At 48.4% G+C, this 25,149-nt stretch carries 19 protein-coding genes; 6 read left to right on the forward strand and 13 right to left on the reverse strand.

The window, feature by feature from the left end; translation table 11 throughout:
* Nucleotides 1-66: 66 nt before the first annotated feature.
* Nucleotides 67-1,428, reverse strand: coding sequence for a nucleobase:cation symporter-2 family protein (locus PBN151_RS12175; RefSeq protein WP_072729136.1), 1,362 nt, complete (start codon nt 1,426-1,428; stop codon nt 67-69).
* Nucleotides 1,429-1,715: 287 nt separating this feature from the next.
* On the opposite strand from PBN151_RS12175, the gene PBN151_RS12180 reads away from it, so the two are divergent.
* A complete protein-coding gene (locus PBN151_RS12180) occupies nt 1,716-2,693 on the forward strand; it encodes an aromatic ring-hydroxylating oxygenase subunit alpha (protein ID WP_072729137.1) in 978 nt (325 codons plus the stop codon).
* A 335-nt stretch (nt 2,694-3,028) separates the two neighbouring features.
* On the opposite strand, the gene PBN151_RS12185 is transcribed toward PBN151_RS12180, so the two are convergent.
* The 7 genes from PBN151_RS12185 to PBN151_RS32280 all read right to left on the reverse strand — a co-directional run bounded on the left by PBN151_RS12185 (nt 3,029) and on the right by PBN151_RS32280 (nt 11,574).
* Complete coding sequence (locus PBN151_RS12185) at nt 3,029-4,369, reverse strand: radical SAM/SPASM domain-containing protein (protein WP_072729279.1); 1,341 nt, start codon at nt 4,367-4,369, stop codon at nt 3,029-3,031.
* 422 nt (nt 4,370-4,791) lie between these two features.
* Nucleotides 4,792-5,280 carry a CcdC family protein gene (locus tag PBN151_RS12190; RefSeq protein WP_021257284.1) on the reverse strand — a complete coding sequence of 163 codons (489 nt, stop codon included), beginning with the start codon at nt 5,278-5,280 and terminating at the stop codon, nt 4,792-4,794.
* A gap of 156 nt (nt 5,281-5,436) precedes the next feature.
* The gene (gene hrpB / locus PBN151_RS12195) at nt 5,437-8,055 is read right to left on the reverse strand and encodes an ATP-dependent helicase HrpB (protein ID WP_072729138.1); all 2,619 of its coding nucleotides are present in this window, start codon (nt 8,053-8,055) and stop codon (nt 5,437-5,439) included.
* Between the two features lie 100 nt (nt 8,056-8,155).
* Nucleotides 8,156-9,418 carry an MFS transporter gene (locus PBN151_RS12200; protein ID WP_072729139.1) on the reverse strand — a complete coding sequence of 421 codons (1,263 nt, stop codon included), beginning with the start codon at nt 9,416-9,418 and terminating at the stop codon, nt 8,156-8,158.
* A gap of 162 nt (nt 9,419-9,580) precedes the next feature.
* Nucleotides 9,581-10,156, reverse strand: coding sequence for a TetR/AcrR family transcriptional regulator (locus PBN151_RS12205; protein WP_021257287.1), 576 nt, complete (start codon nt 10,154-10,156; stop codon nt 9,581-9,583).
* 173 nt (nt 10,157-10,329) lie between these two features.
* A complete protein-coding gene (locus tag PBN151_RS12210; RefSeq protein ID WP_072729140.1) occupies nt 10,330-11,154 on the reverse strand; it encodes a hypothetical protein in 825 nt (274 codons plus the stop codon).
* A gap of 297 nt (nt 11,155-11,451) precedes the next feature.
* Nucleotides 11,452-11,574 carry a hypothetical protein gene (locus PBN151_RS32280; RefSeq protein ID WP_265332088.1) on the reverse strand — a complete coding sequence of 41 codons (123 nt, stop codon included), beginning with the start codon at nt 11,572-11,574 and terminating at the stop codon, nt 11,452-11,454.
* Between the two features lie 120 nt (nt 11,575-11,694).
* On the opposite strand from PBN151_RS32280, the gene PBN151_RS12215 reads away from it, so the two are divergent.
* On the forward strand, nt 11,695-12,039 hold the full coding sequence (locus PBN151_RS12215; protein WP_021257289.1) for a DUF1360 domain-containing protein: 345 nt from the start codon (nt 11,695-11,697) through the stop codon (nt 12,037-12,039).
* 81 nt (nt 12,040-12,120) lie between these two features.
* On the opposite strand, the gene PBN151_RS12220 is transcribed toward PBN151_RS12215, so the two are convergent.
* Together PBN151_RS12220 and PBN151_RS12225 are read right to left on the reverse strand one after the other, a co-directional pair.
* Nucleotides 12,121-13,554, reverse strand: coding sequence for an amino acid permease (locus PBN151_RS12220; protein ID WP_028533352.1), 1,434 nt, complete (start codon nt 13,552-13,554; stop codon nt 12,121-12,123).
* Nucleotides 13,555-13,859: 305 nt separating this feature from the next.
* A complete protein-coding gene (locus PBN151_RS12225) occupies nt 13,860-15,149 on the reverse strand; it encodes an NCS2 family permease (RefSeq protein WP_072729141.1) in 1,290 nt (429 codons plus the stop codon).
* A gap of 703 nt (nt 15,150-15,852) precedes the next feature.
* On the opposite strand from PBN151_RS12225, the gene PBN151_RS12230 reads away from it, so the two are divergent.
* Nucleotides 15,853-17,286, forward strand: coding sequence for an erythromycin esterase family protein (locus PBN151_RS12230; protein ID WP_083545114.1), 1,434 nt, complete (start codon nt 15,853-15,855; stop codon nt 17,284-17,286).
* Nucleotides 17,287-17,400: 114 nt separating this feature from the next.
* On the forward strand, nt 17,401-18,834 hold the full coding sequence (locus tag PBN151_RS12235) for an erythromycin esterase family protein (RefSeq protein WP_072729142.1): 1,434 nt from the start codon (nt 17,401-17,403) through the stop codon (nt 18,832-18,834).
* A gap of 148 nt (nt 18,835-18,982) precedes the next feature.
* Here the strand turns inward: PBN151_RS12235 and PBN151_RS12240 are convergent, their stop codons facing one another.
* The 3 genes from PBN151_RS12240 to PBN151_RS12250 all read right to left on the reverse strand — a co-directional run bounded on the left by PBN151_RS12240 (nt 18,983) and on the right by PBN151_RS12250 (nt 22,850).
* Nucleotides 18,983-20,770 (reverse strand): diguanylate cyclase, encoded by a 1,788-nt coding sequence (locus tag PBN151_RS12240; RefSeq protein ID WP_072729143.1) that lies wholly within the window; start codon nt 20,768-20,770, stop codon nt 18,983-18,985.
* 295 nt (nt 20,771-21,065) lie between these two features.
* Nucleotides 21,066-22,607, reverse strand: a complete 1,542-nt coding sequence (locus PBN151_RS12245; RefSeq protein WP_072729144.1) for a DEAD/DEAH box helicase — start codon at nt 22,605-22,607, stop codon at nt 21,066-21,068.
* Nucleotides 22,608-22,628: 21 nt separating this feature from the next.
* Nucleotides 22,629-22,850: a YwbE family protein gene (locus tag PBN151_RS12250; RefSeq protein ID WP_021257296.1), complete on the reverse strand. Its 222-nt coding sequence runs from the start codon at nt 22,848-22,850 to the stop codon at nt 22,629-22,631.
* Between the two features lie 175 nt (nt 22,851-23,025).
* Here PBN151_RS12250 and PBN151_RS12255 point away from each other — a divergent pair, with 175 nt between their 5' ends.
* Both PBN151_RS12255 and PBN151_RS12260 read left to right on the forward strand, forming a co-directional pair.
* Nucleotides 23,026-23,514, forward strand: a complete 489-nt coding sequence (locus PBN151_RS12255; protein ID WP_072729145.1) for a hypothetical protein — start codon at nt 23,026-23,028, stop codon at nt 23,512-23,514.
* Between the two features lie 617 nt (nt 23,515-24,131).
* Nucleotides 24,132-25,088, forward strand: coding sequence for a cation diffusion facilitator family transporter (locus PBN151_RS12260; RefSeq protein WP_072729146.1), 957 nt, complete (start codon nt 24,132-24,134; stop codon nt 25,086-25,088).
* Nucleotides 25,089-25,149 lie beyond the last annotated feature (61 nt).

Consider the following 25,149-nt stretch of genomic DNA (forward strand, 5'->3'; position numbering starts at 1 on the left):
ATATATGACTACTATTGAATTACGCAAAACGTACTTCAGATTGAACCATAAGCACACAAGGTTCTACTAGGCCGTCTGTTCCCCGCCAGAACCCACCACAGTGGATTCCGACATACCTTTCCTCTTGCCGCTTGGGATAACCAAATTCAGAATCAATGCCGCCAGCGCCCCGACAGTAATACCGGAGGACAATACGTATACCGCGAAATCAGGCAGACCCGTCAAGGCGCCCTCAGGAAGTACAGTTACAGCCATCGTAAGCAGGATTGGCACGCCAATAATCATCATCGCACGCTCATCCAAGTCAACGAATTGAATGACCTTCAATCCATTCACGACAATGGCTACACAGACAACACCGAATATGCCGTTAATAACTGGCTCTGGAATGCATGTAATCGCTGCAGACAGCTTCGGCATCAGACCAAGCGCTATCAAGATACCGCCGCCTGCCATAATTGCCATCCGGCTTCCTACGCCTGTAACCGCGATCAGTCCTGCATTGGAAGAATAGCCTGTCATTGGCGTTCCTCCGAACAATGCCCCAACGAAGCAGCCTAGGCCTTCCCCAGCCGCAGCACGGTTCAAGCGCTCATCCGTGAGCTCCTTGCCTGTAATGGAAGAAATAACGAACCACGTTCCTGTTGTTTCAATCAGAATGATGAAGTAGACGAACATCATCGTCATAATCGCACTGAGATTGAATTCAGGCGCACCGAATGGGAAAAAGCTAGGAATCGAAAATGCGTCAGCCTCTGCTACCCGTGAGAAATCAACCTTGCCAAACATGGATGCAAACAGCGTACCCGAGACAATAGCCACAATGACCGAAATGAGGCGCGATACCGTACCCAGCTTCTTTGATTGCCGTCCAAGAAGCATACAAACAATAAGAATCCCCGCTGATACAGCAGCGATGAGAATATTCGTCCACAAGTCTCCTTCTGCACGATAAATATTGTTCATTCCCGTTGGCATCAAAGAAATACCGACAATCAGTATTACGGTTCCCCCTACCAGCGGGGGAATCATACGGCGTACAGCCTTCGCGAACCATTTCATCGGCATGCCGAGCAGCATCATGAGCAATGCCCCCGGTATTAAGCTCCCTGTCATGGCCCCTAATCCAAGCTTGCTTCCAATCGCCCCCATCGCGCCGATAGGCACATAGGACGGCCCCTGTACGACTGGCAGCCGCAAGCCGAAGCCCGTTTGGATTAAGGTCGCAATTCCTGTTCCGATAAAGCACATTTGAATAAAGAATGATGTGTCAGTTGCATTTAGTGACAGCAAGCCTGCAATAATGATCGGTGCGATGTACAAATCCATAGCCAACACGTGCTGGAGTCCTAATAGAAAGGCCTTCCCGGCACCAATCTTATCATCCACCCCAACGACAAGCGTGTTCGACTTCGCTGATTGTTCCATGTGTGCTCATTTCCCCCCACGTATGCTGTAACGTTCGTTATGATTTTGATCACACCCTGATTATAGAGGGAACATTTCATTTTGTATAGATAAATTACGAATGTTTATTATTTATATTTAATTATTGTTCGTGTTTTGTGTTGACTCATCCCAATATATTTCCTAAAATAGATGTGTAAATAGCAATAATACGAAGATTGCATTTATTTCATCCAATAGATTAAGAACATTACATTCGGATTCAGCTATGGATTACCCGGATCTTTAAAAAGGAGACTGTCTACATCATGATCGTAAATGATGCCGTATTGCGTAATGAATGGATTGTTGCTTGCCGTGCACAGGATGTGCAGGAGAAGCCGCAGCAGGTGCTGATAATGGGAGAACGTGTCGTCATTTTTCGGACAGAAGAAGGCGTGCATGCGTTCAAGGATTTGTGTGTGCATCGCGGGGCTGCGCTGTCGCTAGGCTGTGTGAAGGATGGGAAGCTTGTCTGTCCGTATCATGCATGGGAGTTCGAGGGCTCCGGCGCTTGTTCACGCATTCCACAGCTGCCAACGGATCAAGCCATTCCGAAGAAGGCGCATGCGATTACGTACGGTTGTGAGGAGCGTTATGGCCTTATTTGGGTAAACCTTGGCAACACGGAGACACCATGGTTCCCATTTGAAGAGTTCGGTGCCGAAGGCTGGCGCAATGTGATATGGGGACCGCAATCCGTAGAAGCCAAGCCGCCGCGCATTGTAGAAAACTTCCTAGATGTTGGTCATCTCGCTGTCGTCCATGAGGGCTACTTAGGCGTAGAAACGCACACAGAGATTGGAGATTACCGGGTTCATCGTGTACCGGAGGGCATCCGTTCCGAGGAGATTGAAGTATTTCAGCCCGATCCAGACGGTTCCGGTCAAGCGAAGAATGTCTATTATACGTACGAGATTGCCCGTCCGCTTACAGTGAAGTTCACGAAGCGCGATAAGGAGACCGGACATCTCATGTCTATTCTTCTTACGGTGCAGCCGAAGGATGCAACGACCTCTGTAGCTTACGGGATTCTGTCCTTCAGTTATGATCCGGGCCTATCAGACGAAGAGATCGTAAAGTTCCAAGACATGATATTCGCACAGGACAAGCCAATCGTAGAAAATCAGAAACCAGAGGATCTGCCGCTTGATTTGCAAGTCGAGCTGTCACTGAAATGCGACCGTGTCAGCATCGCCTACCGCCAATACCTGAAAGAGCTTGGTGTTGTGTGGGGAACGGCGTAATGTAACCGGAATGTTGAGATGCCTATCCTATCATTCCTTGTTGCGGTTAATTCCTGTTGCAGGGAAATAGAGAAAAGCCTGGGAGTGGGGTTCCCAGGCTTTTAGCGTTACATACAATCGCATCATTTCTGCTGTGACAAACATAAGCTTAGACATATGAATATGGATTAGCTCAAGCTTCCAGGTACAGACTTGGACAAGCGTCCAGTCTTGATGGATGTTGGCTTCGCTGCTGGGCGAATCACTTTCACTTTCTTACTCACCTCCTTGCGATCATTGAATGTTTAGCATATGGAAGACCCGCTCTCAGAATGACTAGGCTTGGGTCGCTATAGTTATTGAATAGCTGACATGTGCTCCACAGATTGAAGCCAAATCGTACGCAGCACCTGCTTAATCTGCCGCTTCTCATAGGAGCATGGCCGCTCGCCTGACCGCATCCGATATAAAGGGCAGTGATTGCCCTGACAGGCTGGGCGGAAGAAGCAGGATTGACAGTTCTCATCTGTCTCTTCACCGGAAGTGGTCCAGACGGCCATTTTGTCCATATCGAGCTCTAATGTCCCATCTCCATGAATACACCCTAATTGATTGTTCGCCTGTTCAAGTGCTACCGAGCACTTATACAAATTGCCATCTGATCCGACAATCATCGAGTTCGGCTTCGCCGCATAGCAGACCGCCCCTGTCGGCAGCAAAATGTCCTTAATGAAGGAGCTTACTTGCAAGCCTGCCTGGATGGCTTCTTCATTCAATGCCCATATCTCCTTATCCTTAGTGAGGGCATCACATACCGGGAGCATCAGATCATTCTCTCCCCCCATGCAGCCGACTGGACGAAAGTAGACGGAGAACCGCTTGTCATCGCCGAACGAGTCATGCAGCACAGGGATGAATGCATGAACCGCATCCAGATTGCTATTGTCAAAGTTCACGCGAATATTAATCTCGAATGGGCGCTTCACCTGCTTAAGCGAGAGCAAATTCGCAATGATGCGCTCATAGGTATCTCCGCCCCCAAATAATCCTCTTCGCGCATTGTGCACTTCAGCAGGGCCATCAATCGTAACCATGTACCGATCAATATGTAAATCTAACAGTTGTTCGAACAGCTCCCGTGTTAAGTAATATCCATTCGTGGATATTTCCGCTTGATAAGCGACATCGTATTTGTCGCAAACATCGATGAACGCGCTCGACAGCTGCTCGATCACATGCGGAGCAAGCAGCGGCTCGCCCCCATGCCAGCTGATGGTCAAGAAGTTGAGCGTCTTGGCCCGCTGCTCCATATAGGCGATTAATCCCTCTACGATTTCGTCCCGCATATTGCCCCGTGGGAAGTATTCGTAACAGTAGTTGCAGCGGAAGTTGCACGCTTCTGTTACAAGCAGTACCAAATGCATCGCATCAAGCTGGTGCATCGCCTGATGAAGGAACTGTGCGCGCCGCATCTCGTCCGTGTCAGCCGGAACAAGGAAGCCGTGCTCCAATAAATCGCGATAGACGGCATTGTTCGGTTCCACCTCAGCCTGTCCCGGCCGCAGCCAAGACAGCACTCGTGTCTGTTCTTCCGCAGAGAACGAAGCAATTGCTCCAGAATAGCTGTTATATAATACGAGCCCTCCATCATCAACCTTAGTCTGCGCATTGAACCGTGAAGGACGCCATGTCACCATAGGCTGACTAGAAGAAGCCTTGTCAGCTGCATATTGGCTATTGCAATGAGTGGTTGAAGTTGAAGCTCCTTGTGAACAGATAGAGGCGCCCTCATTGTTTTCTGAATTCGGCTCTTGTTTCGCGCAAGCCGCACCCTGATAAGGCTGCTGCATGTTAGATGAGGAAGCTTGCCGAGAAGTATGTTGTGAGTCTTGTTGTGCCATGTCGTAATCCCATCCTTTTTCCTGTTAGCACACGTGCTTCTAGTCCTTCCATGATGACGCTCAGCACACAACAGGACAATGACACCCGTCACGTTCTCGTGGACAGGTATTCAAATCCAGCAACCCTCCGTCCTTCTAACACAATGCAAAAAAGCTGCACCCAACCTTACAATGAAGGCGGGTACAGCTTCTTATTTACCTTAACCTCTCAACAATTCTTACTGCTCCACTCTTTCTGCCATCAGCTTCTTATACTGCATCATCATAGCCAAGCGCCATGGCAGCAGCATGCCGAATGCCAGAATAAAGAACATGGACGCACTCTGTGAGATTGACACATACTGCTCCACAACATCATGCAGAATGAGCCGCAGTACGAGCAATCCAACAATGACGACAATGAACATATTCGATCGCTTCAAATATACTTCCTCGCCAATTCGTTCGAACCGGGATGTGCGAATAAGCGGATAGGCGAAGATCAATGCCCCTGCGAGGAAAGCTCCGATCGCCCATAGCCACGGTATACGCATCGCAGGTATGATGAACATACCGAATCCAGTTGCCATACCGATAGGCGGCATAATTATCTTCTTCATTGAGGTCGGCTTGTTCGCCGCACGCAGACGCAGTACGATTACCCCCGTCCCCGCACACAAGGACACAATCAGTGACATCAACTGTGATGACACGAGTGCATGTGACATGCACCATCACCTCCACTAAGTACAAGCCTATAGTTATCGCTATTACTACCTACTATTCATTAGACCCGTTGGTCATTTCCTGTATGATCTATTATATCGAATTTTACATTCACATACCAATAGCCAGTGAGGGATCTTAACATTGCATACCCAAGTCTATTTCTTATCCGGAGCCGGTCTGGTGCGCCGGGTCGCAATCGCCTCTAGAGGATTATCCGGCCAATAATGTTTGGGATAGCGCCCCTTCAAATCCTTCTTCACGTCAAAATAAGTCGTCGCCCAAAAGCTGGCCAAATCCTGCGTTACCTGTACAGGCCTCTGTGCTGGCGAGAGCAAGTGCATCGTCAGTGCCACTCGTCCGCCCGCAATGCGCGGCGTATCGTGCAGGCCGAATACTTCCTGCAGCCGTACAGCCAGCAGCGGACGATCAGGATCCTGATAATCGACCCCAATGCGCGAGCCACTAGGCACTGCAATATGTGTCGGCGCCTCCTTATCAAGCTGCTGGCGCTGTTCCCACGTTAGCATCGACTCGAAGACCGTCGTAAGGCTAAGCTTGCCAAGTTCATCACGGCTGCGCATACCGTATATATGCGGGCCTAGCCACTCCTCCAAGGTGGCTAAGAGGGCTTCTTCACTGGCATCTGGCCATTCCTCAGGCAGATGCCGATGCATGAATTGGAGCCTCGCCTGCCACTGGCGGGCCGGCTTCGTCCATGGCAGGAGGGCAAGCCCCTCTTGGGCGATGCCTTCCAGCAAGGCATGCTGCACCGCATCTGCATCAGGTGCGCTATGCGGCATATCCTTAAGCGTGAGCGCCCCTAGACGAACGCGTTCCCGAGCTCGAACCGACTGGGTCGTCCGATCCCAAGCAATCAGGTCTTCCCGTGTAAACTCCCTCGCGAAGTAACGCTCCAGCACCGCCCTGCCAAGTGACGCTGCAAGCACAATTCGACCATCGGTGCCAGCATCGTCAAGCTGCACCGCCACAATATAAGACGACTGTGCCAGCAGGGTTCCGCTTGCAGCAGCTTGCGTAAAGGCCGCGCCACGTCCATTGCGCAGCAAGTAGCGCCCATCTGAACGACGCTCGGCAATCCGATCCGGATAAGCGAAGGCAGCAAGCAAGCTCCATGCATCCTCGTCGGCCAAATCCGCATTGCGCTGTACTTGTTGCTTATCATCCTGTCCCATACGGAAGGCCAGTCTGTACTGCTTCGCCTGCTCATGAATCCGTCGCCGCACACTCTCATCGACATCCCCATGACGAGAATGACGTGATGGTGAATGTGTTCCTAGCGTCAACAGTTCCATGCGCAGTCCTAAATCGGGGTTAAACGCTGCAGGTGTCTGTCCCGCTTGCCCGAATCCCCCCCTTGCGTTAGCACTGCTACCACTATGGCGAATGACATCCCGCTCCTCCAGCAGCGCAGCTAGCGTACATGCTGCTTCTCCCAATCCAAGCTCCATCCCCTTCACGATCATATGTGCGAAGCGAGGATGAAGCCCCAACTTGGCCAGCGTACGACCGTGCGAAGTCAGTGTGCCGGACTCGGACAGCGCTCCGAGCTGAACGAGCAGTTCTTCCGCTTGTTGCAGTGCTGCAGGAGGCGGCGGAGTCAGCCACTTCAGATCAGATGCCTCCGTCCCCCATGCAGCCAGCTCCAATGCTAACGAGGCGAGATCAGCCGCAAGTATCTCCGGCACATGATGTGCAGGGAGCTGTCTCTCTTCTTCTCTCGTCCACAATCGGTAACAGACCCCAGGCCCAAGACGACCCGCACGACCGCGGCGCTGATCGGCTGAGGCACGTGACACCGGAACCGTCTCCAGCCGCGTAAGGCCTGTCCGTGGAGAGAAACGCGGCACACGCATCTGGCCGCTGTCGATCACGATCCGGACTCCTTCCACAGTTAGACTCGTCTCTGCTATGGCAGTAGCCAGCACGATCTTGCGCATCCCATTCGTTGAGGGGCTAATCGCAGCATCTTGTGCAGCCGCTGACAGCTGTCCATATAACGGGGCAATATATGCACGTTCAATCCACCCGTTCTTCGTCAACTCCTGCTCCAGAGCAGTCTGCACGCGCCGAATTTCCCCCGCTCCAGGAAGGAATACCATGATGTCTCCTTCATGATGATGAAGCGCCAGCATAATCGTCCTTACGATACGCGGCTCAAGTAGAGTATCTTCACGCCGTTCAGCATATATCGTCTCGACCGGATAACTGCGGCCCTTGCTGACCACTATTGGCGCTCCTCCCAGCATGGCCGCGACTGGTTCTGCCTCAAGCGTCGCCGACATCACGAGGATACGGAGATCCTCGCGCAAGACAGATTGTGATTCGGCGGTGAGGGCCAAGCCGACATCTGCATGCAAATGCCGCTCATGGAACTCATCGAATATGACGAGTCCTACCCCTTCCAAGGAAGGATCCTCTTGGAGCATGCGAGTCAGAATTCCCTCCGTAATGACCTCAATGCGCGTCTTTTCACTTATGCACGTATCCAAACGTACGCGATATCCTACTGTCTCACCGGCCTGCTCACCCAATGCACGAGCCATGTAGCGTGCAGCAGAACGCGCTGCAATACGCCGCGGCTCCAGCATGAGAATCCGCAGTCCTTGGAGCCATGACTCATCCAGCAGCGACAGCGGTACACGGGTCGTCTTCCCCGCACCTGGCTCAGCTACCAATACCGCCCCTGTATGGCTGCTCAGCGCCGATTTCAATTCTGGCAATACATCATCTATCGGTAAATGATTCCCGCTCATTTCCATCCTCCATACGCTAAAAAAGCTGTCTCATCCATCATAGACGAGACAGCTTCCCTACATCAAGATTATCGAAATTACACCTCATTGATTCCGATCATCAATTATTATATACGCTCTTGCCGTTAGCCTTCATCGTCTGCGCTGGTTCTACTCCGCTCATGCTTATGGAGAAGGTCTGCTTATGGCGGCGCTTCAGCAAGCTCAAGCCGAACACGGCTGATACAATGATCACGCTGATGACAATGAGCGAGGACGACACTGGCAGCGCATCCGTCAACACTCCTCCAGCGATTGGTCCAAGCATCATCCCCGCCGCATGAATCATATTGAATAGGGCGTATGCCACCCCATAATCACCGCCCGATGAATCGCCATCCACGATGGCACCTAATGTTGGCAATGTCGGCGACAGCGTAAATCCTACTGCTGCCCCTACCAAGCTGCCTGCCATCATCAATAGAGTCACATTGCCTGCAAATGCGATTAATGGTAACGTGAGCGCCAAACCAACAAGCCCTATTAGCATGAGTCGGAAAGGATTATGCTTAGCTGTAAGTGTTCCCGCTATAGGAGCGATCATTCCATAGCTCAGTGTCATGACACCGAACAGCATGCCAAGCGCAAGCGGAGACATCTGGAATTGCTCAGTAACATAGACCGGAAGGAGCGGCTCCAGCATCGTCAATGTCGTCTCAGCAAGCAGGATAATCGAAGCAACGAACAGAATCGTCCGATGCCGCAGCAGGGAGAACGTGCCTCCTCCTTCGGCCTGACGCTCCTCTCTGACAGGTTCGCGAAGTGCAAACACGACAATGATCGAAATAACTGCCGTCAATGCTGCTGCGAACCAGAATGGCGTATGGTGATCGCCAATCTCAAACAACCAGCCTCCAATTGGAGCTCCAAGCAGGGAGCCCGATGATATCCCTGTCATGGCGAAGCCCATTGCCGCTCCGCGTACCGGCCCAGAGAACAGATCAGCCAGCAGCGCCATTGCTGCTGTCCATGACGCAGCCGCAGCTAAGCCTTGCAGGAAGCGAGCCGTAATGAGCATTGCCGTCGTTTGCGAGAATACGAACAGCATGGTAGATATCATCATGAACACAAGACCCGTTAAGATCGTCTTGCGTCTGCCAAATTTATCTGCAACCCGCCCGAAAAAAGGCGTGGTAATGAACAAAGCTGCTGCATAACTGCCGAACAGAATACCAAGTGTGGTCGAAGACATCGCATACTCGGTTGTAAAATACGGCACGACTGGAATAAACAAACTGTACAACAACATGTCAATAAATAAAATACCGATAACGAGCACGAGGCCAATCCACTGTGCGCGACTAATCTGCCTCATGAAAGACATAATCCCACTCCTAAAACTAATTTGTTTTTATAAGTTTTCTTAGGCGAAAGACTGAGCCTAATGGTTCAGTCGATATAGCCTGATGATTCCAATATGAACGACCTCATGTCCCCAGTGTGAAGCATGAGCCTTGCAGCGATAAGATAAATCCCCTTGCATGGATTATCTTTGTTCCTCAGATTGATCTCTAGCAACAAGCCCATACAGCATAATATCTGCAATCGACTTTAATGCATCCGGCAGCGAAATGTTCTGCTTAGCAAAAAATCGCTGATCCAAGGTTGAATTGAACGCATCCGTAATTACCTTCACGATAAAGGCCGCATTATGCCTTAATATAATGCCTTCCTCCATCCCCTGCTCCAGCAAAATTCGCAGCATCTCCCAATCATCCCGGAGAGCCTTATCAATCTTTGACCACTGCTCAGGGTAAACGCGCTTCATTTGCTCCAAGATTCGGTTGTCATACAGCTCAAAGTGATTCGGAAGCACGGTCATTACCGCTTTCAATTTATCCAGAAGCGACAAAGTGTCATTCTTCATGATTTCTTCAGTCTTCGCATCACTTTCGTGCATCGTCTGTTCTATGATCGTATCTAGCAGTTCCGCTTTTGAAGAGAAATGCTCATACAAAGTGCGCTTGCTCATCCCAAGTCGACGCGCCAAATCATCCATCGTGAATTTGATCCCTTTGTCTTGCAACTCCTCTATAAATGCCTTCATAATCCGTTCGCGCATGAAATTCCCTCCATTCACGCCGACATAAAACTATAAAAACAAAAGTAGTTTTCTTAGTTAATGTCACTATTATACCCTACCTTTTTGACAACAAGCAAGGCCGCGCACCCCTCTTTTTTACACAGAAAAGCAAAGAAAACACACTCCGCATGATAAGAAGTGTGTCTGCTATATTATTTGCGTTTACCATTTGTGATTTTCTCAATTTTATATGTTTCTGCGTACACTGTTACTACTTGCTTTTGAGTTGAAGCAAAGGCCCATATGTTATTCTTGGAGTCTTTAAATCGAACTGCACGCCCAACCAATTCAACTTTTTTGCCCATTTCCTTCTCCAGTGCTTGTTTTGCTGCATGTACAGCCTTTTGATCAGCATCCTCTAGTTCATATATCACTTCGACACTTGGAGACTTGTCCTCATCAGATTCCCAACTCACATTGAATCCTTGCCCCGCTACGTAATAAATTTCCTTTTTGTTATCTAATTCTTTCAAATTAGATACTCGAGTGATTCTTGCTTGTTCAATTTCAATATTCGTATCTCCCACTACCGTTCGAAGCGCGCTTACTGCTTTTTCTTTTTTCGACTTCTCCCAATTGTTAAATGGGATGGTAAATCTAAAAATCCCTGATGTGGATGTAATCAATTCCACCGAACAGTTTCCATCCTCCCAAGGTATGACGATTTCTTTACCGTCCAAGTATGGTTTCGAGAAAGTAACCGACTTCCCAGCAATTTTTTCTACAGTCGGCCTTAACGCTTGGATAAACGCTTCATCTACCCACTTTATCTTTTCGTCTTGCTTCTGTGCTGGCGTTTTCCCCATCGGCTTCTCCATAATTGATGTTAACTCTACTGCTGAAGTCGGTTGAAGTGCTTGCGTTGCGGAAGGAGAAGGAGCTTGTTTGGTTTGTTGCCCCCATATTACCACTGCCATCGTTGTCCCGATTATAATCAAAAATATACTTCCCCATACCCAAATTGATTTTTTCCTCACGCAGTTCTGTCCCCTCTTAATTGATATGTAATTGTTAGTTTGCACTCAACAACACACCAGAATTTCATCTCCCAAAATATTCCTACCCAATTATAAGTTCCCTCTTAGATAGATTGCAACCTCAATCTCCCTAAGCAAATCCTTGATAATTGCATTGCATGTGCCCCACACAAAAAGAGCCTGCCCGTCTTATGACGGAACAGGCCTTAAGGTAGGAGCAGGAGCCTTCCCATGAACTGAAATCACCTTGCTGTGGACCAATGCATATGTTGGAGTACATCTTACCAGCTACATGACTTATCGAATCGGCTTAATTGCAGATACCGCTTCAACTTTCCGTGCTGTCATCTGGATGCCCTGCGGAGATTGCGGCTTCGCATCACTCTGAATGACCTTGATTGGGCTGCTGACCTTATTCATCTGGTTGCAGAAGCACATCATCTGTCACCTCCATTCCCTATATCCATTTCTAGCATATGCAGTCTCTCACTAGATGGATTGGACATGTCGACATCTGCCAAGCGGAAAGGAGAATGTATGATGATCACCTGGATTGAGCTGTTCATATTAGCGCTGGCTTCCTTTCGCCTGACCCATCTGCTCGTCTATGACGACATTATGGAATGGCTGCGCAAGCCTTTTTTGTCTGTTACGTATGTAACCGATGAGAATGGCAATGTATCGCGAATTACGGAACCAAGAGGCAAGGGGCTTCGCTATTGGCTGGGCTCACTAATAAGCTGCCATTGGTGTACAGGCATTTGGTGTGCCACCTTGCTGACAGCACTGCAGTTCTACGCCCCCGTCACCTATCCATTTATCGTATTATTAGCTGTCGCTGGCATTGCCGCGCTAATCGAGACCTACTTGCTGCGAAAGATGTAATGTTGCACGCTTGCTAGGCAAGCACACAAAAAAGGAGCCCAAGCTTAGCTTGAGCTCCTGTCCTATTCATAAATACGCATCTTATCGATTGTTCTTGCCCAGCCTTGCGATCATCGGCAAGATCAAGCCTAAACCAAGCAAAATGAATGGCGTGATGACGTTCAGCATTAGCTGGAAGTACCATTCTGACGTAAATGCCTCAACTTTAGGGAACATCCCCATAATACAAGCAAAAGCCGTAAAGACGAAACACCACAAACCGATCACGAAGCCGACCTTGCGATTTTTCACAAATTTATAATCGGATTGGAACTTGTCCCCTAGCTTCATGAGCGCCATGAAGGCTGCGAATACCCATAGGTAACGAAGCGGCATTACGATCGAGTTCAGATCAAGCAGCCAGTTGAAGAGCGAGTTCATGTTGCCAATTCCGATCGCCGGAATAACAATCAGAATCCCTACAAGCACAGCCGTCATAATGTATCCATTGACTGGCGTGTTGCGCTCGTTCGTCTTCATCAGCTTCTGAGGCACGAACTTCTTGTCCGCATCAAGCAGCAATACTTTCAGTGGTGCATCGATAGAGAAGGCCAACGCCGAAATTTGTGCAAGTGTGTTCGCTATCGCATACAGCACGAGGAATGTATTGCCGATTCCATAATATTCACCAAGCATCTTGAACGCATAGTACTGTCCGTTCATCTTCAAATCTGCCGGAATGTTGTTCGAATCGAACATCATGCCCATTGCGAACGAACCGAGCAAGGCACATACAGCAACCATCCCCGCCAGAATCAGCATCCCGCGAGGGAATTCCTTCGAAGGATTGTTCGTATTGTTGACGTATGGTGAGATTTTCTCTGCTCCACCTACGGCAAATACGAGCATGGACAATGTTGTAAAGTACGCGAAGTTAAAGTCCGGAATGAACGAGCTGACCGACATATCTGCCGTCGCAATCGTCGCGCCCGTCAGTGCAGGTGCTGTCACCGCAAGTACAATGTACAGAAGCGACATAATGAAGATGGACATCCCTGCAATCGTACCGATCTTCTTCAAGGAATTGAGCCCGCGGGAAGCAACCCACAGGAATACGAGAAATACGGCCAAGCAGATAAGCTGCAGCGTCAATGTGGAAAACTGATTAATAAAGTTCCCACTGCCTGTTACTGTCCAGCCGAGTGCGATCAGGATCCCTTGCGGCTTCTGAGCCAGATATGGAATGTGAACAACCCAGTACGTCCAAGCAGCCAAATAAGCGACTGTAGGTCCCATCGTTTCTTTTACCCAGGAACTAACGCCGCCTTGATCGTTTTTGAATGTTGAACCCATTTGTCCAACCATCAGTGCGTAAGGCACGAAATACAGCGCGATAATAAGTATCCAAGATGTTACTACCGTTAACCCTTGGTTTGCATAGTTATTAACAACGTTGCCAAACCCCCACACGGAGACGAAAGCTATCAAGGCAATGTTATACCATCGAAGCTTTTTGTTATCGTCGTTGCGGTTCATGTTGCAAAAGCTCCTCTCACTACTTGTGGAAATATGTTACAATTATGTGTGCAGACACTTTATTAGTATACAATTATCAAGATATGGATTCATAAAGAAACTTCTTCATTTGTTGGATCATATTGGGGCATCCACATTACCTATAAATTTCCCAGTTCGTGTACACTTTATGCCACTACGACCACTCCTAGCCTATCAGACGACTTACAACAAATAAGGGTTTGATCCGAATTCAAAAATATAAAAAAGCCCCGGAGCTGAGTTCCGAGGCTTTTCCTTACGATATTGGATTCCTGCCAACAACCTTAGTGGGCTGGGAAGAAAGCCATTTGAATAGCGAAAATTACGCCAAATACATATAGAATCGGATGGACTTCTTTCCCTTTGCCGCTGAATAGCTTCATAAGCGGATACGTAATGAAGCCAATCGCAATACCTGTAGCAATGCTGGATGTAAGCGGCATACTGATCAGAATCGCAAATGCCGGGAAAGCTTCGTCGAACTCTTTCCATTTAATACGTGCAAGCCCGTCCATCATGAAGCAGCCAACAATAATAAGCACTGGAGCTGTAATCGCTGGCAAGGATGAAATCCCTGCGAGAACCGGCGAGAAGAATAGGGACAGGAAGAACAACCCCGCTACAACAACGGAGGTCAATCCTGTACGTCCACCAGCAGCAACACCTGCCGAAGATTCAATGTACGCACTGGATGGTGTCGTCCCCATCAAAGAACCTGCTGTTGTCGCAAGCGCATCCGCCATCAATGCCTGTTTCGCACGCGGAAATTGATTGTTCTTCATTAGACCTGCCTGCTCCGCTACCCCAATCATCGTACCCGTTGTATCGAAGATCGTAACGAGCAAGAAGGCAAATACAACTGTGTATAGGCCATGAGAGAATACACCCGCTATATCCACATCGAACAGCACTGGTGCTGTTGGAAGCGCAATAAAGCCGTCAAACTTCATCAAGCCCATGAAGTAACCGATAAGCGCCGTAGCTGCCATACCGATGAACAGGGCACCCTGTATCTTACGGGCCATCAGGATAAGCGTGATGAACAATCCCGCCAAGGTTAGCACCGTTACCGGTTTATGCAAATCCCCGAAAGCAATCATGGTTGCCTCATTCGGCACGACAATACCGGAGGATTTCAAGCCGATAAAAGCGATAAAGAGGCCAATGCCTGCCGTAATCCCAAACTTCAACGAACTGGGAATTGACTCAATAAGCGTTTCACGCAGCTTCGTAAACGTCAGCAACAAGAAGATAATACCTGCCAGGAACACTGCTCCAAATACAGCCTGATAGCTCACACCCTGTGAAGCTACTACAGAAGCAAAGTATGCATTCATCCCCATTCCTGGTGCTACAGCAATTGGGTGATTCGCGAACAAAGCCATATATAACGTACCGATAATTGCCGATATTACCGTTGCGGTAAACACTTGCTGGAATGGAACTCCAGCACTCGACAATATCGCTGGATTCACGACAACGATATATACCATCGTTAAGAACGTTGTAATGCCCGCCGTCACTTCTGTGCGCGCGTTCGTTCCGTTTTCTTTCAATTTAAACCATTTTTCCATTGGATCAAGCTGCTCCTTTCATAAGCAACAAAACTAACACTTAGGCATCTTATTAGAAAGGCGATTCTTTGTCAATAAATTTGTACATTTATTCGTTTTTAGGTCACATATATTCCAATATAACACAGAAAATTAGCCAGATAACCCAGCTAAATACGAACATTATGCTTATCAACCAATTTCATCACAAGCCGAGTAAGCCCATCTTTACCAATTGTGACTAAATGAAACAACGATCTATATAAGTGTTCCCTTCCTTGCGAGAGAGATTCTTCAATGCTTACCTGCTCCCCTTATGGATAGTATGTCTACAATTGGAGTCCTCACATTCTTCAAACACCGTTTTTCCGGGGCATTCCGACAATGTCCACATAGAATCATCATTTCTATTCATCCCCCAAACTGCACCATTCACCCCAGAAGCTGCTCTATTCAAGCAGAATATACGGCAATTGCCTTCCATTTAGGATATGCTTGGATCACCAACGACACGAGAGGAGCCCGGGAGTTTATGAACAAGACTACAACGAAGATGGGTCTGCAATTCTTGCTTGCTTGCGGAGTATCAATACTTGTCGTATACGTCATCAAACATATGGCTTAAACCAATCTATTCCTGCTACAATCATATTCACCGGTATTTCCCGGAAAATAATATCAGTTTACATACTCATCACTATAAATCGTAAGGAGACATCATTTTATGAAATCATTTTCGACGACTTGGAAACGAAAAAGCATTCCTGTATTGTTTGCATCCGTCATTGCGTTAGGCTCAATGCTTAGTTGGCAGTCAACTGTACATGGTCAAGCCGCAACAGCAGCAACTAGCATGCAAAGCACAACAATTGCCGGAACATCTTCAACAAAATTTACAGAGGATTGGCACAAATGGATTAAAAATAATGCTTATACATTAGATACCATTACCCCAGAGAGCACGAAAGACGGGGCCGTCACAGGCGAGCGTTTCAAAGACTTGGACATGCTGAAACCGCTTTTGTCGGATAAACGCATCGTATACTTGGGCGAAAGCTCTCATGGTGTAGGCGAATTCAATTCCGCCAAGACACGATTAATTCAATTTCTCCATCAGGAGCTTGGGTTCAATGTCGTCGCCTTCGAATCACCGCTCGGTAATGCAGCAACCGCGTTCGGCAATGTAAAGACAAGCGAGGCGGAGCAATTGATGAAGAAATCCGTATTTCCACAATGGTGGGCTAAAGAAACGACTCCATTGTTCCAATACATCCAAGATTCACAGTCAACGGAAACGCCGATTAAGCTTGCCGGATTTGACATGCAATCCTTGGGACCATTTCTCAACGGAGAGATCCTGAAGGATGAAAAGCTAGCAACGCAATTTGCTGAAACCGAGAAGAAGCTGTTCCGCTGGACCAATTCCGAAGACCTTGCTGCTTACTCCGCAGTGAAGCCGGAATTGCAAAAGCTGTACAAAGACGTGAAGACAAAGGTTGCAGCCAACGAAGCTCAGTTGAAGGCCCTGTACCCGGACAATCCGCATATCGTTGCCATGGTGAACCGAACGCTGGATGACCGCCTTCGCGTCGTAGATGAATACATCGAGCTGTCGATCAAGTCGAATATTGCTGCGCAGACTGGCGACTATGCAGTAGCGACGAAGATGATGGAATGGCGGGATAAGGCGATGGCCGACAATCTGCTCTGGCTGGCAACTGAAATCTATCCAATGGAAAAGATTATCGTCTGGGGACACAATGCCCATATCAGCAAGGCCGAATCAAAAATGGAGCAGTCCTTCATGCCTGTCGCAGGGCGATTCATGGGTGAACTTATGCAGGAATCGATGTTTGGTCCTTATAGCTACACGATTGGTCTCTATGCAGGAAGCGGAACTACCCATGACAATTTAGGCGAGCCGTTAGAGGTTCAACCGCTCCCGCCTAGCTCCATCGAATCCATTATGAAGGCAGCTAATCAGCCGTATTCCTTCGTCGATATGCGCTATGCAATGAAAGGCTCTGGTACATCATGGATGGACGAGCCGCGTACCGCACTGTACTTCGGAGTGCTGCCAGAGGTATTCGTACCTCGCGAGCAATACGACGGGATTCTCTACATCGACAAGGTACAGCCGCCAACACCGATTAAGTAACAACTGCTTGCACCGATAGATGCTTCGAACGATTGAATGAAACCGCAGCCGGTAAGCGAACAATGCAACACAATGAATCGCAGCTGCGATACCTAACACTTGGAGGACAATCCGATGAAATCAATAAAAGGCACATGGAAACGTCAAAGCCTATCTCTAGCTCTCGCTTCCGTTATCGCACTTGGCTCGATGCTTTCCTTCGGAGCCCCTATACATGCTCAGGCTTCATCTGATAAGCAGGGAGATCAGCTGGAGCAAGCACGTACCAGCTCACAAACACGTGAAGATTGGAAGAACTGGCTGAGCGACAACGCAGTCTCGCTGAATTCGATCAATCCTGAACAGACTGGATCAGACGCACGAATCGCACCCGAGAAATTTGCCGATTTAGAGGCCTTAAAGCCATTACTGCAAGACAAGCGAATCGTCTATTTGGGCGAGAGTTCACATGGGGCAGCTCAATACAACTCCGCCAAAACACGTCTCATTCAATATTTACATCAGGAGCTTGGGTTCAATGTCATCGCCTTCGAGACGAACTTAGGCAATGCAGCTGGCGCTTATGGCAATGTAAGCTCGCAAAAGCCGATTGCGACAATGAAAGATTCCATATTCCGCATCTGGCAAGCACAAGAGACCGTGCCACTGTATCAATACATTCAAGATACGAAGCGTACCGATAAGCCGCTCACGCTGGCCGGATACGATATGCAGCCGCAGGGCGTCATGTTCGCTGCTGATTGGATGGGCGATGCAAAGCTTGCCAAGCAGTTTCAGGAGATTGAACTAGCACTGGACGAATGGGAAATGAGCTCGGATCTGGAGGGGTATCAGAAGGTAAAACCAGGCTACTTGAAGCTGTATGAACAAATAAAAGCGACCATTCCAAAGCGTGAACAGGCGCTGCGCAAGCAGTTCCCGGACAACCCGCATATCGTACAGCTTGTACAACGCGCAATCGACAACCGAATTCAAATTGTTCGTGAATACATGGAACTGACAATTAAGTCTACTCTATATATGGAGGGCAAAAACCTCGATTATATGTCCATGATCCAATCGTGGGAGTATCGCGACCAAATGATGGCAGATAACTTGGTATGGCTCGCTGACAACGTCTATAAAAACGAGAAAATCATCGTATGGGCACACAACGGACATATTAGCAAGGCACATTCCAAAGAATTCGGCATAGCATTGCCGCTTCGCAATATGGGCGAGATTATGCAAACAACCAAGTACAAAGACCAAGGATACGTGATGGGCTTATTCCTAGGCAAAGGACAGAACGCGCATGTCACACGCGAAATCTATGACGTACTTCCGCCTATGCCGCATTCTATAGAAGAGCTTATGACAAGCATCGGCAAGCCCTTCTCATTCATTGATATGAGTAACGCGCCTGCCGTTCCAGGCACAACATGGATGTCACAGCCAATGACGTCATACGTAACAGGAATCTCGCCAATAAGCAGCATTCCGAGCGAGCAATATGATGGCATCTTGTTCATCAACGATGTCACACCTCCAACATATTTGGAGAAATAAATAGTTATCAAGCTCCTAAACTTCATCATTAAGAAGCTTGCAGCTAGGTACGCTGATAAGCAATCACGTCCCAGCTTATGCAGCATTGTAAATGCATAAAAAAATTAGGATAGAGGGATTCAACTGCTTCTGAATCCCCTATCCTTCATTAATCCACTGCTACTAATCGATTGCGGCCAGACTGCTTCGCCCGGTACAGCTTCTGATCCGCCATGGCAACCAGCGTATTCGGTTCTGAGTCCTGAATATCCTCAATGCTGCAGGATGCAACACCAAGCGAGCAGGTCACAACTAGACTCACCTCTGAGCCAGCGTGCGGTACTTTAAGCGACTCTACATGAAGACGAATTTGCTCACCGATGGCCTCAGCCTGACGAAGATCCGTCATTGGCAAGATCACGCCGAACTCTTCCCCACCGTATCTGGCAACAACGGCAAGCGGCGGTGTAACCGTATTCTGAACTGCCTGCGCTACTCGTCGCAAGCATTCATCCCCAGCTAGATGACCATACGTATCGTTATATTTTTTGAAATAATCGACATCAAGCATAATTAGTGATAGTGGACTCTTCTGCAGCTTAACCCGCTCCCACTCCTGATTCATCATCTGATCGAAGTATCTGCGGTTGTAAACCCCGGTCAACCCGTCGGTATAGGAGAAATCAGTTAGGAGCCGATTCGCCATTTGCAGCTTCTTATTTGCTTCCTTCATCTGCTCTTCCGCTACAATCCGTTCAGTTACATCATGGAAGTACACCGACACCCCGTTGCGAGACGGAAATACGCGATTCTCCAGCCATCTGCCATGCAGCTGATCAAACTCCGTAATCTCCGCCGGTTCTCCCCGCTCCATGACTTGGTGGCACACCTCGTACAGCTTGGTCTGCTTCAAATGGGGATTAATATCCCAAATGGATCGCCCTTTTACAACTTCGAAGGAGAACCCCAAATACTTCTCCGCTTCCTTATTCATATACGTATAGCACCACTGCTTGTCTACTGCAAGAAAGGCATCGGTAATGCTATCAAGAATAATTGCAATTTGTTCCTGTGAATTGTGGAGCGCCCTTTGAGAATGATGGAGCTTCACATTGAGCTGATTCATCTGATAAAAGAAGACAAATAGTACAACTGTTGCCGACAGCAATGAGTAAACGCATGCCGCGTACCAGCCAAGCGTGTATCTATCGTTGGCCAGCAAAGTGATCGACACATCCAAAAAGAATGTGAAAACAGACAAAAGAAGCCATAAGTGCAGCAGGCTCTTTCCACGAGTTACCACATACAAATACACACAAGCCACAAGACTAATTACCCATACAATAGGGCCTATACCTGTTGAAAGGAGAAGACCATGGCTGCTATCCGAAATAAGCGTAGGCAGCCATTCATGCTGACCTGCCAATATATACGTAATCATCCCGACAACCAGCACTACAACAATAAACATCACAGTTGAAGCAGCCGTCTTATTCTTGTGCTCTGATCGCGAATAGGACTGCTTCTGGATACTGAACGTATACAGCAATATCCCTGCTGGAAATCCCGCATGCCAACATCCCCAGAACCATACCGAAGCCCGAGTCCCTGCGTACAGAACCCCCTTATCACTGAATATGCCTGGGAAAGTCAGAAGATGTGGAATCATAATTAGCCCCGTAAAAAAAAACGTCCCCGATAAAATCAAAATTGGCTTATAACCAGTTGCACGATATTGGATATAAAGCAAGTGCGAAGTCATGAAATCACCAAACATGTTCCATGCAATAAAGATCGGGAAAAAGGGAGTTACCCCCCATAGCGGCGTTGAAGCATACGGTATGACCACAAGAGTGCTAACCAGCGCGACGAAGCCGATAACCAAGGCTATCCTTTTCTGTTTAGGCACAGTCGGTATACTAAATAAGCTTGTCAGTGGATCTCGTATGCGATGCATTGATGCTCTCAACCTTTCCGCCTATCACTTGTTTCAATCCGAATCATGTTGTGATTAGTAACATAGTATCATATATCTACAGGAAGACAGGCTCAAATACTAACAATTACAAGACATGAAGATACCTTAGCCCCAAGTAACTGCCACATTTGTGTCCTTTTTACTATATAACGAAATCAGCCTGCTATTGAAACAAAAGCAACTGTATCACCATGGGCAAAAGGGCTGCCCAATTCGAGACAGCCCTCCTATTATAACCGCCTTACACGATTATTGTATTTAAATGTAACATGCTCTATCGAGAACGACGTCCGCCGCCACGACCGGATGAACGACCTCCACCTTGGCTCGAACGGCCGCTGGATTGGCCACCAGACTTGCCGCGGCTCTCTTGGCGACCAGCGCCTTGGCTTGACTGCGAACGAGAACTACGGCCCTGGCCTCGTCCGTCGCGCGCACTGCTGCGTCCGCCATGGCCTTCATTTCTTGCTTCACGCCGTCCGCCACGGCCACCCGCATCAATGCCTTGCTTGCCGCGAGCAGCACCGCGTCCACCTCGACCTGCACCTTGACCGCGTGCATCCTTCGCGTCGCTTCGTGTTCCACGACTATTGCCGCGTCCGCCACGTCCGGAACTGCGTTCATTATCTGACTTCTTGCCACGACCAGTCCGAACATCGCCAGCAACCTCAGTATGCTCCCCATCTTGATTACGACGCTCCAGCTTCTGTCCGATGCCGCGCTCGATCAGCTCCACAGCCATACGATCTCTAGGAGAAGCGAATGTGATCGCGATCCCTTGCGCACCTGCGCGGCCTGTACGGCCAATGCGGTGGATATAGCTCTCTGCATCCTGAGGGACATCATAGTTGAACACATGTGTAATACCCTCTACATCCAGCCCTCGTGCCGCAACATCCGTCGCGACAAGCAGTTGCATCTTCACCTTGCGGAAGCGTTCCATAACCTGCTCCCGCTTCGACTGCGACAAGTCGCCATGCAGTTCGTCCGAATCATAGCCCATTTCAAGCAATTCTTCATTCAGCTTGCTTGCTCTGCGCTTCGTCCGGCAGAAAATAATGGCTTGATAAGGGCGATGCTCATCAATAAGCTTGCACAGAGTCGCCTGCTTGGCACGATCTGTCGTTTGCACGACAATCTGCTTCACGTTCTTCACGGTAATACGCTCGCTCTGCACATGGATATCAATCGGACTGCGCATAAATCGCTCCGCCAAGCGTCTTACATTCACTGGCATAGTAGCAGAGAACAGCAGCGTCTGGCGATTCGTTGGAATCTGGCGAATAATTTCCTCCACTTCCCCAAGGAAGCCCATATGAAGCATTTGATCCGCCTCATCCAATACCAATGTCTTCACTTTCGACAGCGAGATTGTCCCGCGTCTCAGATGATCAAGCAATCGACCTGGCGTTCCGATGACAAGCTGACGACCGCCCTGGAGCTTGCGCATTTGACGTTCTACATCTTGTCCACCGTATACAGCAAGCACGTTCACGCCTTCATAAGCCTCGATAAGCTTCTTCGCTTCTGCCGTAATTTGCAGAGCCAGCTCTCGTGTAGGTGCAACAATCAATGCCTGAACATGTGTTGAACTTGCATCAATGCGTTGAATAATTGGCAGCAGGAAGGCCAGCGTCTTGCCTGTCCCCGTCTGTGCCTGGGATACAACATCTTCTCCCGACAGTACGACCGGAATCGTCTCAGCCTGAACCGGTGTTGGCACCGCAATTCCATGTTGATTCAATGTGTGCACCAATTGCTCCGTTACTCCCAATTGTGCGAATCCTCGTTGATTTAAGCCCGTCAGACAGGCCACCCCATTTCTGTATAATTCAATCTAGTCCCTATCTTGTGATGATGTATGGAAAATCGACTTCACTCTGCCTACTTGTCCATCCTGCAGGCGTACCTTGATGCCGTGCGGATGAGATGGAGAATTCGTCAGAATATCCTTCACGATACCTCTTGTCGTCTTGCCCGTACGCTGATCCTGCTTCAGCACAATATCCACCTCAAGACCAGCAAATATATGCTTTCGCTGCTGTCCATTCTGTTCCATGAAGACACTGCTCCTTGCTCATTCTATCCTTCACTGCAAACTTGCAGTTGAACCGACTTCGCCGATATTTCCATGCATATGATCGACATCGGTATCCACATATTATACACGGAAACGTCCCTATGGTATAATGGACCATCAATATCGATTCTATCGTATAAATTCAGGAGGTAACATGCTGACGTTTGAACAGAAACTAGCGGTTATCGAATCGTTCCCAGAGCTTGAGCGTAATAATGTATCACTGGGACGAGTGAACTTCCACTATGAAGACAGCATTGTGGAGAAGAAGACTGTCGTCTATCACCTGCATCCGAACGGCAACGGATTCGTCTATGCCGGCTATGTATCGGGTTATGATACAGATGCCAAAGGCATGGTTAACATCCGTGAATACTCGGAAGAGGAGCTTCGCAAGCTCATTCGCGCCTCCATTGATTCCATGTCGCCTGCTTCACAGGAGGCTGACGTCGAGATGGGAGACACTGCTGAAGAGAGCAGCAGAGAGCGCTATATCAATGACAACAACGAGACACTATGGCTCGAGTATGACTTTGAGTTGTGGAACATCTATGCGGACGAGAGCCTGGAAATGACATTCGAGACGCGTGAGGAAGCAGAGGAGTACTTGCAAGAGGAAGGCTTCTCACCTGCAAATTCATAGCAGCCAGCGAAGGGGGAAAGAAGTGCCGTACAGACTCAGGCAGGATCTTTCCCCTAACTTTATGATTTCTTGCATATTCAGCTTACTATATGCCTCCTTGCACTTCATGCATATCCAACCATGGATATCACTACCGTACACACTCCACGCTTCACCTCTTTTTCAAACAGACAAGGGAACGACGCTATCAAGCAATTCACTTATACATATAGAGTAGCCACCATGCGCAATCCCCATCACTCCTCCCGCCTAATGGAGGCAGAAGAACAGGGCGTATAAGCAGCGGATCAACATTCAAGCGCTCGATGCAACTGATTCGAATAGCATTGCCGCCACTGCACAATATATCCTTGACACGAATAGGAGCGTTCTTCTTCTCGTGAACAATGCTGGATTTGCAATAGCCGGAAATAAACGACTAGGACAAGGAGCAGCCTGTCTCCTTAATCGCACCAACATGCCCGATACGTAGTATGCGAACAAGCACAATTTATAAGAATGAAAATCAATTGTATTATCCATAAAACGTTCATTTGAGAAAAAAGCGAGGTATGGATACAATACATCATACTCATTCCTGTATGAGAATTTTACTTTAATAAAAAGGATGGTTCCTTATGACTCACCACGACTACCACCATCTCAACCATGTGAAGGAACAAGTCACTTCGAAGCGTACATTGTGGATTACATTAGCCTTGACCCTATTCTTCACCATTGTTGAAATTGTGGGCGGGCTTCTGTCCAACTCACTTGCTCTCTTATCCGACTCTGCTCATATGATATCGGATGTTATCGCGTTAGGTCTCAGTATGACCGCCATTTACATGGCAACTCGGGAACCCAACCAGCGATATACGTTTGGCTATCTCCGATTCGAAATTATTGCATCCTTCCTAAATGGACTGGCTCTGATTGTGATTGCAATTGGAATCGTTGTCGAAGGTGTTAAGCGGATGGTTCATCCGCAAGATGTTGATCTGCGGCTGATGCTGATTATCGCTACGATCGGCTTGATCGTAAACATTGTCCTGACGCTCGTATTGAGTCATAGCACGAAGGAAGAGGACAACCTGAATGTAAAGAGTGCCTTGTGGCACTTTATCGGTGACTTACTCAGCTCTGTAGGTGTTATTATATCGGCCATTCTCATCTATTTCACAGGACTGTACGTGTTGGATCCATTGATTAGTATGGTGATTGGGGCCATCATTTGCATTGGCGGCGCGAAAATCATTCGCGAATCCATCCTCATATTAATGGAGGCTGTCCCTGACAAATACGATCTGGAGGAAATACGTGCGGAAATGAACCAGGTGGAAGGAGTAGAAGATGTCCATGAGCTTCATCTGTGGGCGGTATCCACCGATCACTATTCATTGACAGCGCATGTCTTCATCCGTGAGGATATTCAGCCCTTTTGCGTCATTCTGGCTATCAATCATATGCTTAAGGCGAAGTACGGCATTGAGCACACCACGATTCAAATTGAGCATCCTGCCATGCATGATCATGGTGAATATGGCAAGCAATTTTTGCAACAAGCGGGGAGCGCAGAAGCTAACCCAGTGTAAGAGATACGCCTCGCGAGTATCCTAGTCGCCATAATGGAAAGCAGCCTGCCGAGTTACTGCT

Origin of the sequence: Paenibacillus sp. NAIST15-1, from assembly GCF_001894745.1 — a bacterium.
GTDB classification, from domain to species: domain Bacteria; phylum Bacillota; class Bacilli; order Paenibacillales; family Paenibacillaceae; genus Paenibacillus_B; species Paenibacillus_B suaedae.